The organism is Amycolatopsis sp. NPDC051071 (assembly GCF_040682875.1).
Classification (GTDB): Bacteria; Actinomycetota; Actinomycetes; order Mycobacteriales; family Pseudonocardiaceae; genus Amycolatopsis.
Window position 1 is genome coordinate 36,838 of the sequence record NZ_JBFBBY010000006.1, and the last position, 19,432, is coordinate 56,269.

14 protein-coding genes are annotated in these 19,432 nt (G+C 65.0%); 7 read left to right on the top strand and 7 right to left on the bottom strand.

The genetic code is table 11. From position 1 onward, the window contains the following. Positions 1–36: 36 nt before the first annotated feature. Complete coding sequence (locus AB0M65_RS03485) at positions 37–2,703, bottom strand: LamG domain-containing protein (RefSeq protein WP_364020897.1); 2,667 nt, start codon at positions 2,701–2,703, stop codon at positions 37–39. Next, on the bottom strand, positions 2,598–6,749 hold the full coding sequence (locus AB0M65_RS03490) for a LamG-like jellyroll fold domain-containing protein (protein ID WP_364020722.1): 4,152 nt from the start codon (positions 6,747–6,749) through the stop codon (positions 2,598–2,600). Before AB0M65_RS03490 ends, AB0M65_RS03485 begins: the two co-directional genes overlap by 106 nt. 968 nt (positions 6,750–7,717) lie before the next feature. Between AB0M65_RS03490 and AB0M65_RS03495 the strand changes: the two genes are divergently transcribed. After that, positions 7,718–8,119: a hypothetical protein gene (locus AB0M65_RS03495; RefSeq protein WP_364020725.1), complete on the top strand. Its 402-nt coding sequence runs from the start codon at positions 7,718–7,720 to the stop codon at positions 8,117–8,119. A gap of 148 nt (positions 8,120–8,267) precedes the next feature. Here AB0M65_RS03495 and AB0M65_RS03500 read toward each other — a convergent pair whose 3' ends face one another. The 4 genes from AB0M65_RS03500 to AB0M65_RS03515 form a co-directional block, all read right to left on the bottom strand. Further along, entirely contained in the window at positions 8,268–9,377 is a 1,110-nt protein-coding gene (locus AB0M65_RS03500) for a serine hydrolase domain-containing protein (protein ID WP_364020728.1), read from the bottom strand. Positions 9,378–9,527: 150 nt separating this feature from the next. After that, positions 9,528–10,106: a TetR/AcrR family transcriptional regulator gene (locus AB0M65_RS03505; RefSeq protein WP_364020730.1), complete on the bottom strand. Its 579-nt coding sequence runs from the start codon at positions 10,104–10,106 to the stop codon at positions 9,528–9,530. Positions 10,107–10,400: 294 nt separating this feature from the next. Continuing rightward, positions 10,401–10,823 (bottom strand): hypothetical protein, encoded by a 423-nt coding sequence (locus tag AB0M65_RS03510; protein ID WP_364020733.1) that lies wholly within the window; start codon positions 10,821–10,823, stop codon positions 10,401–10,403. 105 nt (positions 10,824–10,928) lie between these two features. Next, positions 10,929–11,501 carry a helix-turn-helix domain-containing protein gene (locus AB0M65_RS03515; protein ID WP_326795926.1) on the bottom strand — a complete coding sequence of 191 codons (573 nt, stop codon included), beginning with the start codon at positions 11,499–11,501 and terminating at the stop codon, positions 10,929–10,931. Positions 11,502–11,584: 83 nt separating this feature from the next. On the opposite strand from AB0M65_RS03515, the gene AB0M65_RS03520 reads away from it, so the two are divergent. Further along, on the top strand, positions 11,585–12,535 hold the full coding sequence (locus AB0M65_RS03520; RefSeq protein WP_364020736.1) for an NADP-dependent oxidoreductase: 951 nt from the start codon (positions 11,585–11,587) through the stop codon (positions 12,533–12,535). Between the two features lie 238 nt (positions 12,536–12,773). On the opposite strand, the gene AB0M65_RS03525 is transcribed toward AB0M65_RS03520, so the two are convergent. Continuing rightward, positions 12,774–13,037: a hypothetical protein gene (locus tag AB0M65_RS03525; protein WP_364020738.1), complete on the bottom strand. Its 264-nt coding sequence runs from the start codon at positions 13,035–13,037 to the stop codon at positions 12,774–12,776. A gap of 223 nt (positions 13,038–13,260) precedes the next feature. Between AB0M65_RS03525 and AB0M65_RS03530 the strand changes: the two genes are divergently transcribed. From AB0M65_RS03530 to AB0M65_RS03550, 5 genes are all read left to right on the top strand, one after another. Then, positions 13,261–15,297 carry a prolyl oligopeptidase family serine peptidase gene (locus AB0M65_RS03530; protein WP_364020740.1) on the top strand — a complete coding sequence of 679 codons (2,037 nt, stop codon included), beginning with the start codon at positions 13,261–13,263 and terminating at the stop codon, positions 15,295–15,297. A gap of 31 nt (positions 15,298–15,328) precedes the next feature. After that, positions 15,329–15,547, top strand: coding sequence for a hypothetical protein (locus AB0M65_RS03535; protein WP_364020742.1), 219 nt, complete (start codon positions 15,329–15,331; stop codon positions 15,545–15,547). Between the two features lie 926 nt (positions 15,548–16,473). Next, a complete protein-coding gene (locus AB0M65_RS03540) occupies positions 16,474–18,723 on the top strand; it encodes a DEAD/DEAH box helicase family protein (RefSeq protein WP_364020745.1) in 2,250 nt (749 codons plus the stop codon). Between the two features lie 60 nt (positions 18,724–18,783). Next, positions 18,784–19,311, top strand: coding sequence for a transposase (locus tag AB0M65_RS03545; protein ID WP_364020747.1), 528 nt, complete (start codon positions 18,784–18,786; stop codon positions 19,309–19,311). Then, complete coding sequence (locus tag AB0M65_RS03550; protein WP_364020749.1) at positions 19,292–19,432, top strand: hypothetical protein; 141 nt, start codon at positions 19,292–19,294, stop codon at positions 19,430–19,432. The genes AB0M65_RS03545 and AB0M65_RS03550 overlap by 20 nt, the downstream gene beginning before the upstream one ends.

Consider the following 19,432-nt stretch of genomic DNA (forward strand, 5'->3'; position numbering starts at 1 on the left):
GCTGTGGTCGATCGGGTCGCGAACTCCGGCGGCGGTCTATCCGCCACCGGTCCCTGCCGGAGGTGTTGGTTCGCGCCCTGCCGTAGTTCCGCTGCTCGATGCGGCGAAGACGGGCTCGATCTGGGGAAGTTTGGTGATGACGTAGCCGAGTAAGCGGTCGTTGCCCATGGCGCCGCAGTTGTCACTGGTGTTGGTCATCGATTCGATGCTTCCGCTGCCGCACCGGTAGAGGACCTGCACGTTCGGTCCTTCCGGCCGTTGTGTCCACAATTGCCCGAGGGAACCGATGATGGTCTTGCCCTCGCAGGCCGGGTCGAGTGACACGAACTGGTCCGCGTCGTTCAGGCACGCGGTCAGCGGCTGAGCCCCAGCGGCCGGGAGCAACGACAGATAGCCGTGCCGGAACTCGGCGTAATACCCAGGTCGGACCGCTTGCGTGGTGCTGAGGTGGTCGTAGGCGGCGTTGTTGTAGTACCGCACGAGCGGTGCGTAGGCGAGGGTGTACCCGAGGAGGGATTCCTGGGTCGCTCCCCCGCAGCCGGCCTGGCGGCTGTCGAAGTGCCCGGCCGCCGAGGTGCACCGGTAGACCGGGATCGTGGGAATGTTGGTCGGCTGCTGGGTGTAGACGGAGCCGACCTCACCGATCTTGGTCTTACCCTCGCAGACGGCGTCGGTCGAAGTGAAGAAATCCGTGCCGGATTGGCAGGAGTACAGCACACGGGTGTTGGGTTGTGCGCTGTCGATGAGCATGCCCAGGCTTTCCTCGAACCGGTAACCGGACGCGGGAACGACGCTCGTGCTCGCCGTCCGCTTGCGTCCCGCACCGTCGACGTAGCTGCCCAGCTGGCCGCCGTCGGGTGCGGGGAAGCTGCCGTAGGTTCGGATGGCCGCGTCGGAGGCCATGCCGTAGTGGGCGTAGACCTCGTCGATCATCCCGGGAAAGAACTCGGCAGCTTTGCCGTTGCTCTTGCCGCGGCCGATCGCGAAGGACCCATTCGCCTGCCAGAGGACGACGCCGTCCTTCTTGCCGGCGAACTGCCCATCGACATACAGGCGAAGCTGGTGCGCCGCCTGGTCATAGATGCCGGTGAGATGTGTCCACCGGTTCACGATCGCCGGGTCGAAGGAGCTAATGTAGGACACCGGTGACGCGTCGACGTCCTGCGCGGCCGCACCGAACGTCCACCGCCCGGTTTCCGGCCGGTACTGCAGGGCGAAGCCACTCATCCGCGCACCGTCCTGAGACAGCACGGTCGCGACCTGATCGGTGCGGGAGAGGTTGGCCCACGCGGACACGGTGAAGCTGTCCTGCATGGCCAATCCCCGCTCCGGCGCGGTGGCCTGCCCGTCAGTGCCGTTCAGCTTGAGCGCGGTACCGCTCACACCGGGCACAAAGGTCGCCCCACCGGCCGGGACGACGGCATTGCCGCGCCAGCTGTAGTCCTTGCCGGTGCCGTTGTCGAACCGCCAGGCGCCGCCGTCACCCCGGGGGATGTCATCGTGCACCTTCCGCACTTCGGCGTCAGTGAGCGCTTGCGAGAAGACCCGCATGTCGTCGATTCCTTGCGGGAAGAAGCCGGCGTTCCCGCCGTTCCACCGCGCTCTGCCGATCGAGAAAGCGCCGGCCGACGGAATCGTCGTGACTCCCACCTGGACCGCGCTTTGCACCCCATCGACATACAGCTTCAGTTGCCGGAACTGAGCGTCATACACTACGGCCAAGTGCGTCCACTGGTACGCCTGCGGAGCCTGACCGGCCCACAGCGCGACAATCGAAGGGTTGTCCTTGTCCTCGCTGGGTACGACGACACGCCACTTCTTCACGCCCCCGTCGTACTGGACCAGGAACGCGCTGACCCGATCGCCGTCCTGCCCGAACACCGAGTAGTAGCCGCTGTCGGTCTTCGTCAGCTGCACCCATGCCGCCGCCGAAAAGCTCTTCGCCGTATCCAGCACCGGACCGGTGGTCTGTGCGTAGCCGGTGGCACCGTCCAACCGCAACCCCGGCGTGTTCATCCCGCCGCCCCACCCGGCACCATTCTTCAACGCCACGGTCGATCCACGGCCACTCGCGTCCAAGGCCATCTGCCCGGCGTTCTCATCGAACCGCCAGTGCCCCGCATCCGCGACCGGCAACGTGGCAGTACCACCATCAGCGGCAGGATAGGACCTAAACAGCCCAGCAATCCTGTCCCTGTCAAGCGCCGTTGTGTAGAGGCGAGCATCGTCGACCCTGCCGGTCCAGAACTGGCTCGGCTTGTCCGAAGTCAGGCCACGGCCGACCTGAGCGGCTCCGGATGCCTGCCAGCGCGCGTTCAACGTTCCGTCCCCAACGCGCTTTCCGTTGACGTAGAGCCAAGTCTTCTTGGTCTGCCGGTCATAGGCGCCAGCCAGATGCACCCACGTGTTGATTTCGGCCGGCAAAGTGGACACCGCGGCCTTGGTGATCGGTGCCGCGTCCGAGTCCGACTCCGCCATCTCGAACACCCACTTGCCGCAGGCGTTCGGATTCTCGAAGACTCCGTCGAAGCAGGTCGCGTTCATCTCATCGGCGACGTGCCCGAGCCGGAACTTGCTGGTCCGCTCGCCGTCGATGCTCAGGGCCGTGAGCTTGGAGACGATATCGGATTTACGGTCCATGTAGACCCACGCTGACACGCTGAAGCTCTCGTCCGTGCGCAGGTCGACGCCGGTGGTGCCGATGGCGCCGGTCTTACCGTCAAACTGGACGGCGTTCCCGACCCGGCCGGGCGCGAACTGTGCGCCAGGTTCGAGTGTTCCGGTGCGGGCACCGGTGGAGTCGGAGACCTTGGTGCCGCTGGATTCGTCGAGCTGCCAGTTGTGCACCAGGGTGAGGTCCTGCCCGGACATGGTGCGGATCTCGTCGGTGAGAACAAGGTGCGGCTGTAGGCCTTGACGTCGTCGACCGCGCCGCCGAAAGCGTCCAGCCAGTTACCGGCCCATTTGCCGCGGCCGATGTCGAACTCGGTGGTCGCGTTCCAGCGCGCGGTGAACGTCGCGGTCCCGGACAGGGTGCCGTTCACATACAGCTGCATCTCGCCGGTATTGCTGTCGTAGTTCGCGACAAGATGTGTCCAGACACCGGTCTGGACCGGTTGCGCCGAGCGTGCACGGACGACCGCGGTCGGTGCGGTGCTGTCGGGGCCGTGCATCGCGAACGCCCACCGGTCATCGCTCGCGCCGGTGTAGCCGATGTTGAACGCGGACACGTTCTGCCCACTCTGACTCATCACCGCGCCCCAGCCTGGGGTTTTGTTGGTCATCTTGACCCAGGCCGCGACGGAAAAGCTCATGCCGCTGTCGATCGGTGCCGGTGCGCTGACGTAATCGTCGATGCCGTCCAGGTTCACCGCGAGATCAGTCGCGTCGGGGTAGCTGGTCTGCCCCGCACCCCACTGTGCGCCGTTCTTCGCGGTGCCGTGTTTCGCCATGCCCGACGTGTCCTGTGCATCACCGTCCAGCTTCCAGGTGGCGGCGGTGACATTGTTCTGTGCGACGATGCCCTGGATCTCCGCAAGGTCGAGCGTGCGGCTGTAGGCCCGCACCTCGTCGATCCCACCGGACCAATAACCGAGCGGAGTCCCGTACTTCCCACGCCCGATCGCGAACGGACCAACGGCGTGCCACGGTGACGCCGGAGCAGGCACGCTCGCGACCTGCTTCCCGTTAACCACAAGGGTGAGGGTTTTGGCGGTCGCGTTGTACACACCGGCCAGATGCGTCCACGGCACGGTCTGTACGGTGTTCGCCGCGGACCTGGCCTCTACTGCCGCGCCACTGGTGGCGTCACCGGGGTTCATACCGAAGACCCAGGAACCGTTGTTCTGCTTGAGATAGAAACCACTCACCGCCGTACCGTCCTGCGACACGGCGGTCATGTCCCCGAGCTTGTCCGGCTTTACCCACGCGGTGATCGCGAAACTCTGATCGGTACGCACCACCGGCCCCGACGTGGCCGCGAAGCCCTTGACGCCGTCGAAGGTGGCAGCTCCGTTGACCGCTCCCTGGGGAGCGAATCTGGCGCCCGGCTGCAGGACTGCCATCTCGCCGCCTGAGGCGGCGTTGCGTGCCGTTGTTCCGTCCGCGTCGTCGAGATTCCAGTAGCCCGCGGTGACGTTGTCCCGCGTGACCGCGGACTTGACCTCGGCATCGGTCAGCACCCGATCGTAGGTACGGATTTCGTCGACCGCACCGGCCAGGTAGTCCTTCGCCACGCTGTTGACGATCGCGTGCCCGATAGCGAACTCGTGGGTCGCCGGCCACGGGGTCGTCCACGGCGCGCTGCCTTGGAGATCACCGTTGACATAGAGCCGGATCTGCTGCGCCCCGGAGTCGTAGACGCCGGCGAGATGGGTCCAGGCGTTCGTCTGCGCCGGGTTGATCGACGACACAGTCGTCGATGCCGAGGCCGGGTCGTTACCTGGCCGGAACTCCAACGCCCAGCGATCGGTCACGGTGCCGGTGTGGCCGAGCTTCACCATCGCCGTCGTCGACGCGTTCTGACTCAGCAGCGTCGACCAGCCCGGCTTCTTCTCCGCGAGATTGACCCAGCCCGAGAAGGTGAAACTGGGATAGGTACTCGCCGAAATCGGAGCCGTCACATAGTCGTCGACACCGTCCAGCCTTAGACCAGAACCGGTACTTCCCGGCACGTAGACCGGCCCGCCGTGCAACGTCGCGTCGCGGAACCCGAGCGTGGCGGTGTCCTTCGTGTTGCCCTCCAACGACCACTGCGCCAACGGGCCGTTACCCGCTCGCACGTAGAAGTGGTGCGTCTGCGTCGGACTGCGGTGCCCGGCCCGGTCGACACTCTGCACATACAGGTCCCGTGGCCCGTCACCAGGCGGGGTCAGCTTCGCGTAAGCCTTACCGCCGAGCGCGATGGCGTCGATCGGCGTCGTCGGTGGATCCGTCCAGCCGTACAGGTAGTGGTCGACGTCAGTGACCTTGGTGGTCGCGTCGCTCGCATCGAACTCGAACACGTCCGGCACGCCGACACCACCGTGCCAAGCGTTGTCCGCCTTGTAGAGCGACGCTGTCACCGTCGGCTTGTTGCCGATACCCGTCTGATCGACGATGAACGGACCTGGCCCATTCCGCCAATCACCACCATCAGCGGAATCGTGCCCCCACACCGTCCACGTGACACGTTGCCCATTCCGCTTCGTCAGATCGACATCAGTACTGTGATAGGCGCCCGATGCCTGGTAGATCGCCGGAGCACGCTGGTCCGGAGCGCCGCCATAGATGTCCCAGACCGGGCGGAGCTGGTCGTTGGCGTCCGGGTCGGACAACCTGCTCAACAGCCGGATGGACGGGTCCCCGACATACGGCACACCGTCACACCAGCGACACGGCGCGGGCAACGGCGGATCGGTCTTCATGTCGTACGGCGGATTCGGCCGTGTGTTGTAGGTGATCTGCAGGATCGTGCTGGGCACGTCGTACTTGCGCCAAGCGTCGGAATCCGTTTCGGACTTCGCCTTCAGGAAGTAGGTCGAAGAACCGTTCGGGTTGATGTAGAGGCCGACCGGGAATCCGACCGGTTTGTTCCCCGAGCAGGAGTTCCAGTTACTGGGAACCCAGACGGTGGAAACAAGATCCCCACCGGGCGCGTTGTTCCAGGTCGTTCCCCACCAGATGTTGTCTTTCGCGATGAAGAGCTCATGTTCCTTCGGGTCACAGTTCGGACCGTGCACCACAGCGGTGTTGAGATCGACCTTCATGATGTTCTTCCCGGCAAGGAAAGCCGTGTCGAACTGGAAGTAGGTACGAGCGAGGTCGATGCTTCCGCATTCACTCCAGGTACATTTACCGACCTTCGCCCAGGCGTCCCCGTCACCCGTGCCATTGACGTAGGAGCCGTCGGGATAGCCGCGGAACACCTTCGCCCACATACTCTGCCCCGGCGACCGCATGTCCGGATCGACCACCACGGGGTAGCGCGTGCCCGGATCCGCCAGCATCGCGGCGTTCGGCCGCAACGTCATCGAGGAGTGATCGATCGCGACCTCGACCGGCGTGCTCGTGCTCTCCCGCCCCCTGGCATCCCACATGACCGCCGCAGGGGCCACGAAAACTTTCTGCCCATCGCCGTCGACGGCCTGAACGCGACCGGGTCCATCCGACGTGAGCCGGACGCCCTCTGTCTCGAGTGCAAGCTTGATCGACACCAGCGCGGGGTTACGTCCCGCTTCCGGCGTCTTGACCACGAAACGCTGGCTATAGCCTTCGGCCTCGGCCTGCATTTCCAAGTCGACCCCGGGCAGCACCTCTCGGTACCTGGCCGTGCTGCCGTCAAGCTCAGGCTTCGGCAAAGCACCTGGCCAGCGCAACGCGAGACGCTTACCGTCACGCGAAAACCGCACCAGCGGCCCCTCTGTTCCGCCAGCCGAAAACGCCACGTCAGCCACAGCGGCCTTCGGCCTCACGGTGCCATCCGGCACGGACGCCAGCGCCGTATCGACAGGCACCCACCCCTCGCCCTTGCGGACCCGCACAGGCTGCGGCGACAGCTGCGCCGTCAACGTCCCATCAGGATTGGCCAGCACCTTCTTCGCTTCGGCGGTCTGGTTCGCCACCCCGACCGGAGTGCCCTGCAACCGCGCCGCAGCGAAGGCACTAGCGGCATCCGGCGCCTCCGCCACAGGGACGACCGCCGCAGGCAATGAACTCTTCGGCGAACTCGCCGTCACCACGACGACACCGGCCAATATCAGGAAGATCATGGGTAACGTGCGCAGCCTGAAGCCACGCGCCACTGACGGACGCACCATTGAAAAAGATCCCCTCAGGACGGCCAAACGCGCGTCCCCGACGCCACGCGACCCACAAAGTCACCATGACTCTCCACGATCACTATCGAGTGAAGGAAGACTCCAACAGAGTGAATGATCATGGGCGAACCAGTCATTCTGTGTCAGCCCCTCGAGACACGCCAATTGCCCAGGTTCAACAAACAACCGGTTGGCACTTTTCTGACTTGACGTTGAATCTGTTGCCCGGTTATCGATGCCGCCGTCGCGCCTCAAGGCGATCGCATCTGTTCGTTCGCCTGTCTAGCGTCGCGACGTATGCCCGTCAGCCGTCCAGTGCGCGCACGCACACCCCGGAGACCAACGAGCGCGTCGGCTCGATCACCGTTGTCGGGCCGTCTTTGCAACGTCCCTTATCGCGGGGTCCCTCGACAGCACGCCGCGGCGCACGCTGAGCACGTCGTGGAAGGAGTGAGCGGTGTGCCATGAAGGTCGCTGGCGTGTACAAGCGGTGTGGTTGCCGGGACAGTGCGGGGCGGTTCCTGGGCAGCCGGTGTCGAGGGTTGACGGTGCGGGGGCACGGGAGCTGGTACTTCCGGGTGGAGATGCCGCCGCGGCCGGACGGGCGGAGGCGACAGATTCGCCGCGTCGACGCTGCACAGCTACCGCCAGCACATCCGCGGGTATCTGATCCCGTACCTAGACGACCGTTTGCTGGGAGCCGACCAACGGCTCAGGTGCAGGCGATGTTCAACACGATCATCCAGACCCACGGCGCAGCCGGGCGCCCGCTGACCGCAGGAACACGCGCGCCTCGTCCGCCCGTTCCTCCACTGGTTGCTGCTTCGCCGAGCCCGCAAGCACACGTGCCTATCCGACCACCGACGGTCGCGACCTACGCCGCCGGATACTGGTCGCCTTGGACTTTCTGACCTGGATCGATGCCCAGGGAACCACTCCTAGCCGCCGGCCGTCACCCGATGCTGCTGCCGCCACGCCTCGGCGCCCTGCTGCAGGACCTTGCCTCCCAGCCACCGACCCCGCTGATGATCCCTCACGGACCGAACGTGCCCCGCTGGCTGTTCCCCGGCCGCGTTCCCGGACAACCCATCGACGGGCATAGCCTCACCAACCTGCTCAACCGGCACGGCATCAGCGCACGGCCCGCCCGCAACCGAGCACTCGCAGCACTCGCCGCCGACCTGCCCGCCGCGATCCTCGCCGACCTCCTCGGCCTCCATGTCAACACCGCCGTCCGCTGGGTCACCTACGCCCGCCGAGACTGGACCGACTACCTCGCCGCACGAACCGCCGAACACAGCAAGCCACAGCGGGACGAATAGCTCCCGATCAGCGGCCTACCCACCCGTCGCGATGGACTTCCGACCAGCCGCACGGCAGCGCGTTCGAACGGATCGTTGCATCGCTGGAGCTGGCTGCGCCTGTCGCGAGACAGCCGATGAACTGGGTGCCAGTCAATGAGTGCGCCGTTCAGCACAGCGCTGACACGGCCGCGCCGCGTACGTCGGCCGCACTGCCATCCTTGAGGTGCCCGTTGACCACGCTGAACACTGATCGCCCGTCCTCGGTGGCGGCGGTGAAGGAGTCGAAGCCGGGCCCGTTGCCGGCGTGTCCCCAGGCCACGCCACCACAGGGAAGGGGAATCTCCCGGATCCCGAGACCGTAGTCAGGTCCTTGCGCGGGCACGGTCTTCCGCATCTCCGCGAGTAGGTCCGGGCGTAGCACCTTGCCTGCCAGCAGCGCGCGCACGAAGCGGGTCAGGTCCGGGCCGGTGGACACCATCGCCGCCGCTGCTCCTGGGACAGTGGGCTCGAGTTCGGTCACGTCGGCGACCGGTTTACCGGGGAACGCGTAGTAGCCGTGCGCATGCGGGCCCTGGATCTGCTTCTGACCTGGCCTCGGATAGCTAGTCCGCCACAGGCGCTCCGGCCGGATGAGCCGATCGGTGATCTCCGTGCCGATATCGTGACCGCTCACGCTTCCCACCAGCATCCCGAGCACGATGTACCCGGCGTTGGAGTACGCCCACCGGGTACCCGGTGGGAACAGCGGCGGGTGGCTCAGCCCGATGCGCACCAGTTCCTCCGGCCGCCACGGGTGGTTGTTCACGTCCGGGTCGGCCAGCACGTCCGGGATATAGTCGGCCATCCCGCTGGTGTGCTGCAGCAACTGCCGCACGGTGATCTTGTTGCCGTCATATCCGTTGCCCTGCACCACACCCGGCAGGTACTGCTCGATCGGCGCGTCCAGCCGCACCTTGCCCTCGCCGACCAGCTGCAACACCACCGCGGCGACGAACATCTTGGTGTTGCTGTATACCCGCACCTTTTCCCACGGACGTATCGGCTTGTCGGCACCCAGTTCTCCGGTTCCGCTGGTGACCGTCCAACTCCGGTGGCCGTCCTCGGCGAAGACCATTGCGCCGGGCGCTCCGTGCGCGGTGAAGCCGTCCACGATCGCCTGGGTGCGATTGTGCCCGTCGCGTGGCTGCGCGGTGGCCGTTCCGGCGGTGAGGCAGCCGGTACCAAGTGTCAGCGCCAGCGAACCGGCGACCAACCGCCGAGTTGTCCTTGCTTGCATTGCACAATCCTCTTGTCTGATTTGTGATCCGGCGGAACGTTGTGGATAAGATCGGCACCTGAAAGGCCGGCATGCCGAAGACGTAGCGCGGATAGCCCCCACTATGGGGAAACATTGTCCGAAAGCGAACGTATTCGTCCTGGCTGTCCACTATCGAAGTCCATTGAGGACTCTCTCGATCGTTCGCTTGCACAGCGCGCGAAAGTCATGCTCGGACAGGCTGATGCGGTCGCCGAGATACAGCTGCACCAGGCCCATGACCGGCATCGTGATCGCGAGTGTGGCCTCCAGGCAGTCGTCGGACCGCAGCACTCCCTCCCGCATACCCTGCTCGACGACCTTGAACACAGGCGTGAACGCGGGCGAGCCGCCCTCGCGAAAGTCCTCTGGAAACCGTCGCGAATCCTGACGCCGCTCGGTGATCAAGAACGTGTACAGGTTCGGCTTACCCAGTGCGAAATCCAGATAGTCGTCCATCGCACCGTCAAGCCCGCCCTCGAAATCGAGAACCTCGCAACGCTTTCCCCAGTCCTTGGCCAGATCCGCATAAGCGGCATCAACCACCGTGTGCAACAGGGCTTCACGATTCGGATAGTGCCGATAGGTCGCCATCGCCGTAACGCCCGCAGCCGCCGCCACCCGACGCATGGTTACCGCCTGGGCGCCCTCCTCGAGAAGAATCGCCAACGCCGCCGACGCGATCCGCTCCGCGGTCCCCATCTCCACCATGTCTACACCGTACACGCCTTTGTCTATGCTGTACACATGCGTCGCGTATCGGCCACGGCAAGTCCAGGACCGTGCGGAGCGTGTCGGCGAACTCTCGTGGGCGCCACAGGTATCCGGTGTGGTCACCGGGGACCTCCACCATCGTGGCTGAGGTCTGGGCGGCGAGTGCCTCGACGATGCGGGGCGCGGCCGAGGCCCGGTAATGGCCGACACCGAGCCCAGCTTGAGGAAGGTCGCGCGCAGGGCGGCGACGTCGGGCCGGTATCGCCCAGCCCTGCCGCCACGGCTGCACGCCTACCTCGACCGAACCACCGGGAGCCGACCATGACCAACACGTCGCTGCCGTCGGCGTCCACTGTGTACGCGGCGCTCGGCCGAATCCGGCAGGATGGGTGCGGTCCAGTGCTGCTGGGCAGCGCACCAGGTGAGCCAGGAGCCGACGGCGGCGCGGTTGCGGTTCCAGGTCGCCGGCTTCGCGGTGCCCCAGAGCGCGGTGAGCGCCACGGCGATCTCCTCGGCGACGTCGGCGAGCGCTCGGCCCGGGCCGAGCGTCTCGGCAGCCCAATCGAGCATGTTCGTGTAGGCGCGCAGGGTGTTCGGGTTCGTCCTGATCTTCGGGGAGTCGAGGAAGGCATCGATGGCGGCGCGGACGGCCGGCCCGCCGGTCTTACCGGGTGCGGTCCGCCGAGTGCCGAGCTGGGTCACGGTCGCCGCCATCGTCGCCCTCGATTCGGTCGACCTACCGGATAATGGCCCATTATCCGGTAGGTACCTGAAGCCTTACACGGGCGCGACGAGCCAACCCTGCGGGCAACAGTCGCCTCAGCGGACTGTCGGAGCTGGCAGTGTGACCGCCTCACGCAGCTCGGCGGCGGCCTGGGCCATGAGCTGAGCGAGGGTGGTGTCCGGCTCGGCTAGCCAGCGGGGCATGGCGCGCCGGTGGATCGCCAGCACCACGTCGATGATGAAGCGTGCTTTGCCGGGCTCGACGCCGCGGCGCTCGAGCGCCGGTGCCAGCGCGTCGGCGATGTCGGCGAGCTTGATCAGATCGCGCTCGGCCAGTGCCGGGTTGGCGGCGATCACTCTTCCCCGGCGCAGCAGGAATTCGCGTGGGCGAAAGATCTCCTCGGCGGTTCCCAGCGCGGTCAGCAGCGCCTCGATCGGGGTGAGGCCCGGGTCGGCCGCCTCGACCTGGGCGACGAGGTGGGCCTCGAGTTCGTTGCCGGCGAAGAGAACTTCCCGCTTGTCGGGAAAGTAGCGATAGAAGGAGCGCTCCTTCAGGCCGGCGGCGCCCGCGATCTGCGCGACCGAGGTGCGCTCGAACCCCTGCGTCTCGAACAGCTCGAGCGCCGCGCGTTCGAGCCGGCCCTGTGCGTCGGATTCCCATCTCGGCATACCCACCAGCGTACGACAACAGAAGCTGTTATTAGCTGGTACGGTCAATGACAACAGATGCTGTTATCAGACAGGAGATCGTCATGAAGGCTCTGCAATTCGACCGGTTCGGTTCCCCGGACGTGATCGTGCTCCGCGACGTCCCACAGCCGGAGCCGGGACCCGGCCGGATCCGCATCGCCGTGCGGGCGTGCGGCCTGACACCGGCCGACTGGCATCTCGTCGACGGTCTCCTCGCCGACCATCTGCCGCCGCTGCCGCGCGGGCTCGGCCTCGAGGTCGCGGGCACCGTCGACGCGCTCGGCGAGGGCGTCGACGGCGTCCAGATCGGCGAACGCGTGTTCGGCCCGGCCACCTTCGACGGCCCGACGGCCGGCGCCGCCGAGTACGCGCTGATGCCGGCCTGGGCACGCATTCCCGAGGGCGTAACCGCCGAGCAGGCCGCCGCGCTGCCGATGGCGGCCGAGACGGCGTGGCGCGCGCTCGACGACCTCGGCGTCCAGCCAGGTGAGCTGCTGCTCGTCCATGGCGCGGGCACCACCGTGGGCGAGGCTGCGGTGCGCTTCGCGCTGCACCGGGGTATTCGGGTGATCGCCACCGCCGGGCAGACCCGGGCCGCCGCCCTGGAAGAGATCGGCGCCCAGGTAACCGCCTACGGCGAGGGGATGGCCGAACGCGTCAGCGCACTGGCCGGAGGCCCCGTGGACCGCGCCCTGGACACGGCGCCGACCGGGGGCCGGATCGACCGCGCCGACCAGCCCAGTCCGGCCGGCGGCTCACTACCGACCTTGATCGAGCTGACCGGGGATCCCGACCGTGTCGTCACCGTCTCGGACTTCGCCGCCGCGGCCGAACTGGGCGTCCGGATCACCACCGAGATCCGCTACGACCAGATGAATGAGTTCGCCAGGCTCGCCGGCGAAGGCACCCTGGTCGTACCGGTCGCCCGCACCTACACCCTCGACCAGATCCAGGAAGCGGCCAACCTCAGCCAATCCCGCCGACCCGGAGGCAAACTCATGCTCGTCCTGTGATCGCCCTGCCAGCCTGATAAAGCGAGACCACCTCGACGAGGAATGGGCCAGGCTTCTTCTCCTCGTTCCGGGTCAGCGTGACCACCAGTGCCGCGGTCGGGCCTCGGGTGAGCAGGGCGCTACCGCAGCGGAGTCAGCCGCTTGCCGTACCGCGTGACTCTCGGGCTTGGTGAGTGGCCCCTCGGAGTCCAGGAGCCAGATGAATCCGAGCAGCTCGCCTGCCCGTCGGATCGGCATTTCAATCCGCGAGATGGTCAGACCGAGTTCGGGGCGGCAGGGTACGACGAAGAGGGTCATCGGTGCCGTCGACGTACTGGCCGTGTACGTGATCTGCGAGCGTTGGAGGGAACGCACGCCTCAGCAGCGCTTCGACGCGAGCGGGGTCCACCTCACCCGGATGAGCGGTGTGCACCAGCAGACGGAGATCTGGATCGTCGATCGTGACCGAGCGGTTCAGCCATCCGCCGAGGCTGTCGACCAGCTGATGGAGTTCCGAGGTCATCCCCAGAGTACGTCGGCACGACGCGCGGGTTTTGACGGTCGTAAAGAGCAGCCCCGTCGGCTTCCACTGATTTGCAGGTGACAGGACAGGCGGTCCGCGACCTAGGCTGCCCAGTGGGGACGGACTGGATCGCCCGCCGGTGCCGGTGTGCGATCCGGTCACCGTGGGTAACTGCGTTCACCGGATCTGACGACGCGATACGCGAAGGGGACGAAGCCAGCTGATGGACGAGTTTGAAGACCCAGCGCTTTCCGAGATCCGCCGCTCTGCCGACGAGTGGTTTCGCGCACTCGATTCGCGCCGAGCCGGAGTTCCACTACCTGTCAGCGACTGTCGCGAGTCGCCGGACGGTCGCTACATCACCTTCACTGGCGCCATTTCCGACGACCCGTTGGAGCGTCCCCGGCACCAGGTATGCGTCTTGGGCCTGGCGGACTCCCGCGTTGTTACAGTGAGTACCGGCAGTCGCGATGAGCAACCACGGTGGTCGCCCACCGGATCTCATCTCGCGTTCATTTCAGATTCTGCTGAACCCGGATGTGGCCGACTGTGTTTGTCGTCGATCGACGCCATCGAAAGTGAACGCGAATCGTCCTCCCCCCAGGTTGTGGCGGTGGACGGCACGGGTGTCGTGGAGTACCTGAGCTGGTCTTCTGATGGCTCGAAACTGTTGATCGGCGTCGCGGACCCAAGCGCCGACGCCGCCAGCTCCGCCGGTTCCGGCCTGGTCGGGTCAAGGCAGCCGGAGCCCGATCCGATGGTGGTCCGGCACGATCCTGAAGCCGGCCGCCGAGGCCTCAAAATCGTCGATGTCATCACGATGTCCGTTACTCCGCTCTTTCTGCCCGGCCTCAATATCTGGGAAGCCTCCTGGTGCGGCGACGCCGCCGTGCTGGCGATCGCATCACCGCGAGCGGACGAGGGCGGGTGGTACCACGCGGCCGCCTATCTTATCGAGTTCAATCCCGACGCCGGTGATCCACAACCGGCTGCGACCCTCGTCTACGAACCGGGAGATCAGATCGGTGTGCCTTCCTGCTCGCCCTCGGGCCGGCGGCGAAGCGTCATTGAGGCCGTCAGCAGCGATCGAGGCATGGTCCTTGGCGACATTGTCATCATCGAATCCGGCGGTTCGGCCGTCCGGCGCGAAATCGGAATCGACGTCTCCGAAGCCACGTGGATCGACGACGAACATCTACTGTTCACCGGACAGCGTGGTATCGAATCGCTGATCGGCGAAATCGATCCGAACAGCGGTGTGGTAAAAATCCTGTGGTCGACCGACCTGTCAACCGGCAGCAAACGAGCTCCCGAGTTCTCGCGGGCGGACGATGGTTCATTGATCGGAATCCGCGATGGCTATTCGAAATGTTACGAAATCATCCGCGTGAACCAGGACGGCGTGATTGATACGCTCTACGCGCCGGCGAAAAAGATGAACCACGACGAAATCCTCGCAGCAGGAACCATCAGTGAAGTATTCTGGACCGCGCAGGACGGACTGAAAATAGCGGGACTGCTGGTCTCTCCGGGTAACCGGGCTTCCGAGCCACCCCCGATGATCGTGCACCTGCACGGTGGTCCCGTCACTTCTTGGCGCAACCAGTGGATGATGAGAAATCCGTTTGTTCCGTTCCTCGTGTCCCGCGGTTTCGCGGTTCTGCATCCCAACCCGCGTGGCTCCTCCGGTCGTGGCCAGGATTACGCGCGGCGGGTAGTCGGTGACATGAATGGAAAGGACGCGCTTGACATCACCTCCGGCGTCGACGCGATGATCAAGAGGGGACTCGCCGACCCTGCCCGGATCGGCGTGGTGGGCGGTAGCTACGGAGGCAATCTGTCCGCCTGGCTGGTAACGCAGTCCGACAGATTCGCCGCGGCGGTCCCCCTGTTCCCGCACACTGACTTCATCAGCTTCCATCACACCTCGAATATCCCGGATTTCGACCAGCTCTTCCTGCAAAGCGACCTCACCGAGACAACGGAAAAGCACATTGCGCGAAGCCCGGTTACCTACGCGCACTCAGTGCGTGCGGCGGTTCTGCAGATCGCCGGCGGTGAAGATCGATGTTGCCCATCGAGCCAAGCTCTCGAATTTCATAACGCCATCACGAAGCACGGAACGCCCAAAGAGAGCGAGATCGTCATCTACGCACGGGAGGGACACGGTGTGCGGGAACCGCGCGCCCAGATCGATATGTGCTCCCGAATAGCTTGGTGGTTCGAGAAACATCTACAGGTATCGGCCGAGCAGGCATGACGGTCATCGAAGACCAGCGGAGGACTTAAAAATGAGCGGCGTCCCGCCTTCGGTGATCGACGCTATTGGCAGCACGCCGGTTGTTCGCCTGGACCGCGTCACCGTCAAAGCAGGCTCCGCCCTGGTTCACTATGTTCCAGGGAACCGCAGACACCGCTTGATACTGCACTCCTCCAACGTCGTGCGCCGGGAGCCAACCCTTCTCGGCCTGACCACGGTGATACAGCAGACCGGTGACAAGCACGGCTAGACCGGTAACGGGCCGCATTCCGGTGAAACGGCGGTGCGATGACGGCGGAAAGATACCGGTCGATCCGCGTGGGCATCCTCGGCTCCGTTCGCACCACGTCCCGGGTCGCCCCGCTGGCTCGGTTGATGCGCAGCGCGAGGGTGAAACCGTGGACGTCACTGGTCTTCTGCTCGAGATCACGGATCACGCCCAGCCGATCTGCGACCACACCCAGTTGCCCAGCTGTGGAAGCAAAACTCCAGACCTGCTGAAGTCCCGACCGCAGCGGTTGTGACGAGGAAGCAGAAAGGCCGTTACGCCACCAACCGGCTCCGCAGAGCATTTCTCCTACTATCGACACACCGGAGCAAACGGAGACGAAACGGAGCCAAGCCACGATCAAAGCCAAGGCGAAATTGCCGCCGAATGACCAACATCCCCTCAGGTCAGCAGCAATGTTGATGTAGTGGGCCGGGTCGGGCTCGAACCGACGGCCAAGGGACTATGAGACCGCAGCTCCGGCATGTCAGCCAGTGTCGCCGGATGCCAAATTCTGCCGGTTTGTACAGGTCAACGCCAGTTTGAGCCCGGGCCGAGTACCGCTGTGTGTCGGCCCGTATCGGGCTCTACGTCTGCAACGGAGCCCAATCGGAGACGGCATGCGTCCATTCGGCAGCATCCTTTTTGCCGCCAGCAGGACCGCCCAGCTCGACCGAGCTACCTCGACGACTGGGCCAGCCTCACCGGACACTACACAGATCTGTCAGAACACGACGAGAACCACGAGTGGGCATGCTGCACGAAACACTGTTCCAAGACGCAGACATACTCGCCCTCCTCTGGCCACCTGCTTCGTGCAGGACTCATTGCCGCTTTTCGCGCGGCCCCATGGCCCGCAGTTCGCGGAACCGGGAAATTTTGTCACTGGTTGTCGATAGTGTGACGGCGTGACTACTGAGAGCCGGAGCGACGGTGCGGGATCCGCACCGCGCCGTGCGGGCGCAGCTTGGTCTGCGAAGGACACTGCAACGCTGCTGGACGGACTCCGGCGCGGTGTGGGGCTGGAAGCACTGGCGGGGACATTGCAGCGCACGCCCGGTGCACTGCAGGCACGGTGTCAGGTCCTGCTGCCGCCGCAACTGCGCCCGACCTTGCGCGCCGATGCCGAGGCGGTGTTGCGCCGGCAACTGGCGGCCGACCCGCATTTCGCCGTCGCCACGGGCCCGAGCCGAACATCGGGCCGCCGCGGGAGTCATGTCCGCAACGCCACGGTGTCACCTGTGTCGTTGAGCGGCGAACAGCGGCGGATGATCGACGCGGTGCGGTCGGGGCACGACGTGATCGTCGATGCGACGGTGGGATCGGGTAAGACCACGGCGATTCAGGCGCTGTGCACCGAAGTGGGGCGAGACCGGCAGGTGCTGTATCTGACCTACAGCAAACTGTTGAAAGCCGATGCGCAACGCCGGGTGAGACACGCGAAAGTGCAGAACTACCACGGCATCGTGTATCCCTCGCTGCTCAAGGCGGGAATCAAGTGCGGTCTTGATGAATCCATCCGACGGTTCAACGCGGCGTTCACCAGCCTCTCGGCACAGTTCCCCAGGTTTGACCTGCTCGTGGTCGACGAGTACCAGGACATCAACGAGGAATACGCGCAGTTGCTGCGCAACATCAAGTCACTGAACCCGTCCATGCAGACCGTGCTGGTCGGCGATTTGGCTCAGAAAGTGCACTCGAACACGACCTTGGACGTCCAACGGTTCACCAGAGAAATCACCCGGCAAGCCGAGCTGATGCCGTTCACGCAGTCCTTCCGGGCCGGCCGGGAACTCGGCACACTGCTCAGCGAGGCATGGAACAAGCCAGTGGTGGGCGTCAACCCCGCGCAGACGATCCGGTATGTCTCCTACAACGAGGCACTCGACTTCATGAGAGCGAAGAAACCCGGCGACCTGCTGTGTCTGGGTAGGCGCAACGGCCAGATGGCCGAGGCGTTGAATCACCTGGAACGCGATCATGGTGAGGTCTTCAACAAGGAAACCGTCTACGCCTCCATCCGCGACAGCGACACCGCGGTGACCTACAACGACGACACCGCGGTGTTCACGACGTTCGACTCCAGCAAGGGACTGGAACGACCAGCGAGCGTAGTGTTCGATTACGACGAGGACATGTGGGACATGCGCTGCAGCTTTCCGAACGTGGACACCACCGTCATGCGCAACGTGTTCCTGGTCGCGGCCTCCCGCGGAAAGCACGAGGTCGTCTTCGTGCGGTCAAAACATGCTCAGCGGCAACCCAAGAGCATCGGCTTCATCCCCGTGCAGCGGTTCACGCAACTAGCGGCCGACGAACAACCCGAATATGACAAACCGATGCTGGCATCGGACTGCTTCGACTTCACCTACGCGGAGAACCTCCAGGCCTGTGTCGACCTGCTCGACAGGCGACGCCTCGACGACGGCACGGGCGAGGAAATCACCATCGACCGCGTCGACGGGCTGATCGATCTCTCTCCAGTCGTGGGGCACTACCAGGAAGCAGTGTTCTTCGACAGGTACAACCCCACCCTTGAGGTGATACTGAACCCCAAACCGATCGCGAAGCAGCTGCGCGACAAGCTGACCGACGACCCCTGGCACGACTCACTGCTGCTGACCGCCATCGACACAGACCAGATGCGCTACGCAGAACAGGTCACCCGAAAAGTCAGCGGCGAGGTTCGCGACGCACTGACCAGACGACTGGCGACACAGCTCCCCCGCGACTGCGCGGCACAGGTGCCGATGGACCTTTCAGGCACGGCTGTCGCCTCACCGGCGGCGACACCGATCACGTTCGTGGGTGTCGCCGACGCCGTGCACGACGGCCAGGTCTTCGAACTCAAGTTCGTCTCCGAACTCGACCGTGCCATGTTCCTCCAACTGGCGCTCTACCTCGTCATGAGCGGCCACCAGACAGGCGTGCTGTGGAACACGCGCACCGACGAACGCTGGGCGGTGCAAGTGCCAGACCGCGAAAGGTTCATGCACGCCGTCATCCTGTGCGTCACCAAACAGCACTACCGGGCGTTCCAGACACACCGCAACAATCGGAAAGAAGCGGCAGGCTCCGCAAGATCGCGAGTGGCTTGCTCAGTCGCTCGCGATGGGACGGACAGCCCCTCGGCTGAAGCTGTGCGTGCCGAACGCTGAGGTTCCCCTTCGGGCCGGACATTTGAGCCCAGACAGTTTTTTCTGGGGAAGGATGTTCTGGTGTCACGTTCGTCCAAGTCTCCCGAGCAGTTCCGCGCTGATGCGGTGGAGTTGATCCGCACCTCTGACTGTCCGTTGCGTCAGGTCGCCCGCGAGCTGGGTGTGAACCACGAGACCTTGCGTAACTGGGTCAAGACCGCTGAGAAGCAGTCCGGGCAGCCGTCCGCCGCGTCGGGCGATGCCGATCAGGACGAGTTGCGGACGCTACGTAAGCGAGTGACGGAACTGGAGGTGAAGAAGGAGATTTTGCGGAAAGCGGCCGCCTTTCGCGAAGGAGATGGGTCGTCGTTGACCTGCAGCTACCGGTTCATTTCCGAACACCGCGCAACCTCCGGTGTCGCGCTGCCGTGCCGGGTCCTAAGTGTGCGACGACCCGGGTTCTACGAATGGATCGCCGCCGCACCCGTCAGGGCCGCACACGCCGCTGCCGGGCCGTGTCATGACAACCGCGTAAGCCGCGGATGGACCAAGATCGGGTCGCTGACGGCGACCCAGAAAGGCTCCATCTGTGACCGAGGACATACCTGACCGGGATGCTGGTTCCGCGGCCGGCGAAGCGTTCGCTCGTGCGTTGCCGCCGGACATGCTCGACGCGCTGGTAAAAGACGCGTATGCGAATGGCGGGCGCTGGGCGCGCAAGAATTACTGA

What these genes read in the sequence shown, in the direction of transcription:
- AB0M65_RS03490 (WP_364020722.1), bottom strand. Translation starts at nt 6,749, where the DNA reads ATGATCTTCCTGATATTGGCCGGTGTCGTCGTGGTGACGGCGAGTTCG.
- AB0M65_RS03495 (WP_364020725.1), top strand. Translation starts at nt 7,718, where the DNA reads ATGCCCAGGGAACCACTCCTAGCCGCCGGCCGTCACCCGATGCTGCTG.
- AB0M65_RS03500 (WP_364020728.1), bottom strand. Translation starts at nt 9,377, where the DNA reads ATGCAAGCAAGGACAACTCGGCGGTTGGTCGCCGGTTCGCTGGCGCTG.
- AB0M65_RS03505 (WP_364020730.1), bottom strand. Translation starts at nt 10,106, where the DNA reads ATGGTGGAGATGGGGACCGCGGAGCGGATCGCGTCGGCGGCGTTGGCG.
- AB0M65_RS03510 (WP_364020733.1), bottom strand. Translation starts at nt 10,823, where the DNA reads ATGGCGGCGACCGTGACCCAGCTCGGCACTCGGCGGACCGCACCCGGT.
- AB0M65_RS03515 (WP_326795926.1), bottom strand. Translation starts at nt 11,501, where the DNA reads ATGCCGAGATGGGAATCCGACGCACAGGGCCGGCTCGAACGCGCGGCG.
- AB0M65_RS03520 (WP_364020736.1), top strand. Translation starts at nt 11,585, where the DNA reads ATGAAGGCTCTGCAATTCGACCGGTTCGGTTCCCCGGACGTGATCGTG.
- AB0M65_RS03525 (WP_364020738.1), bottom strand. Translation starts at nt 13,037, where the DNA reads ATGACCTCGGAACTCCATCAGCTGGTCGACAGCCTCGGCGGATGGCTG.
- AB0M65_RS03530 (WP_364020740.1), top strand. Translation starts at nt 13,261, where the DNA reads ATGGACGAGTTTGAAGACCCAGCGCTTTCCGAGATCCGCCGCTCTGCC.
- AB0M65_RS03535 (WP_364020742.1), top strand. Translation starts at nt 15,329, where the DNA reads ATGAGCGGCGTCCCGCCTTCGGTGATCGACGCTATTGGCAGCACGCCG.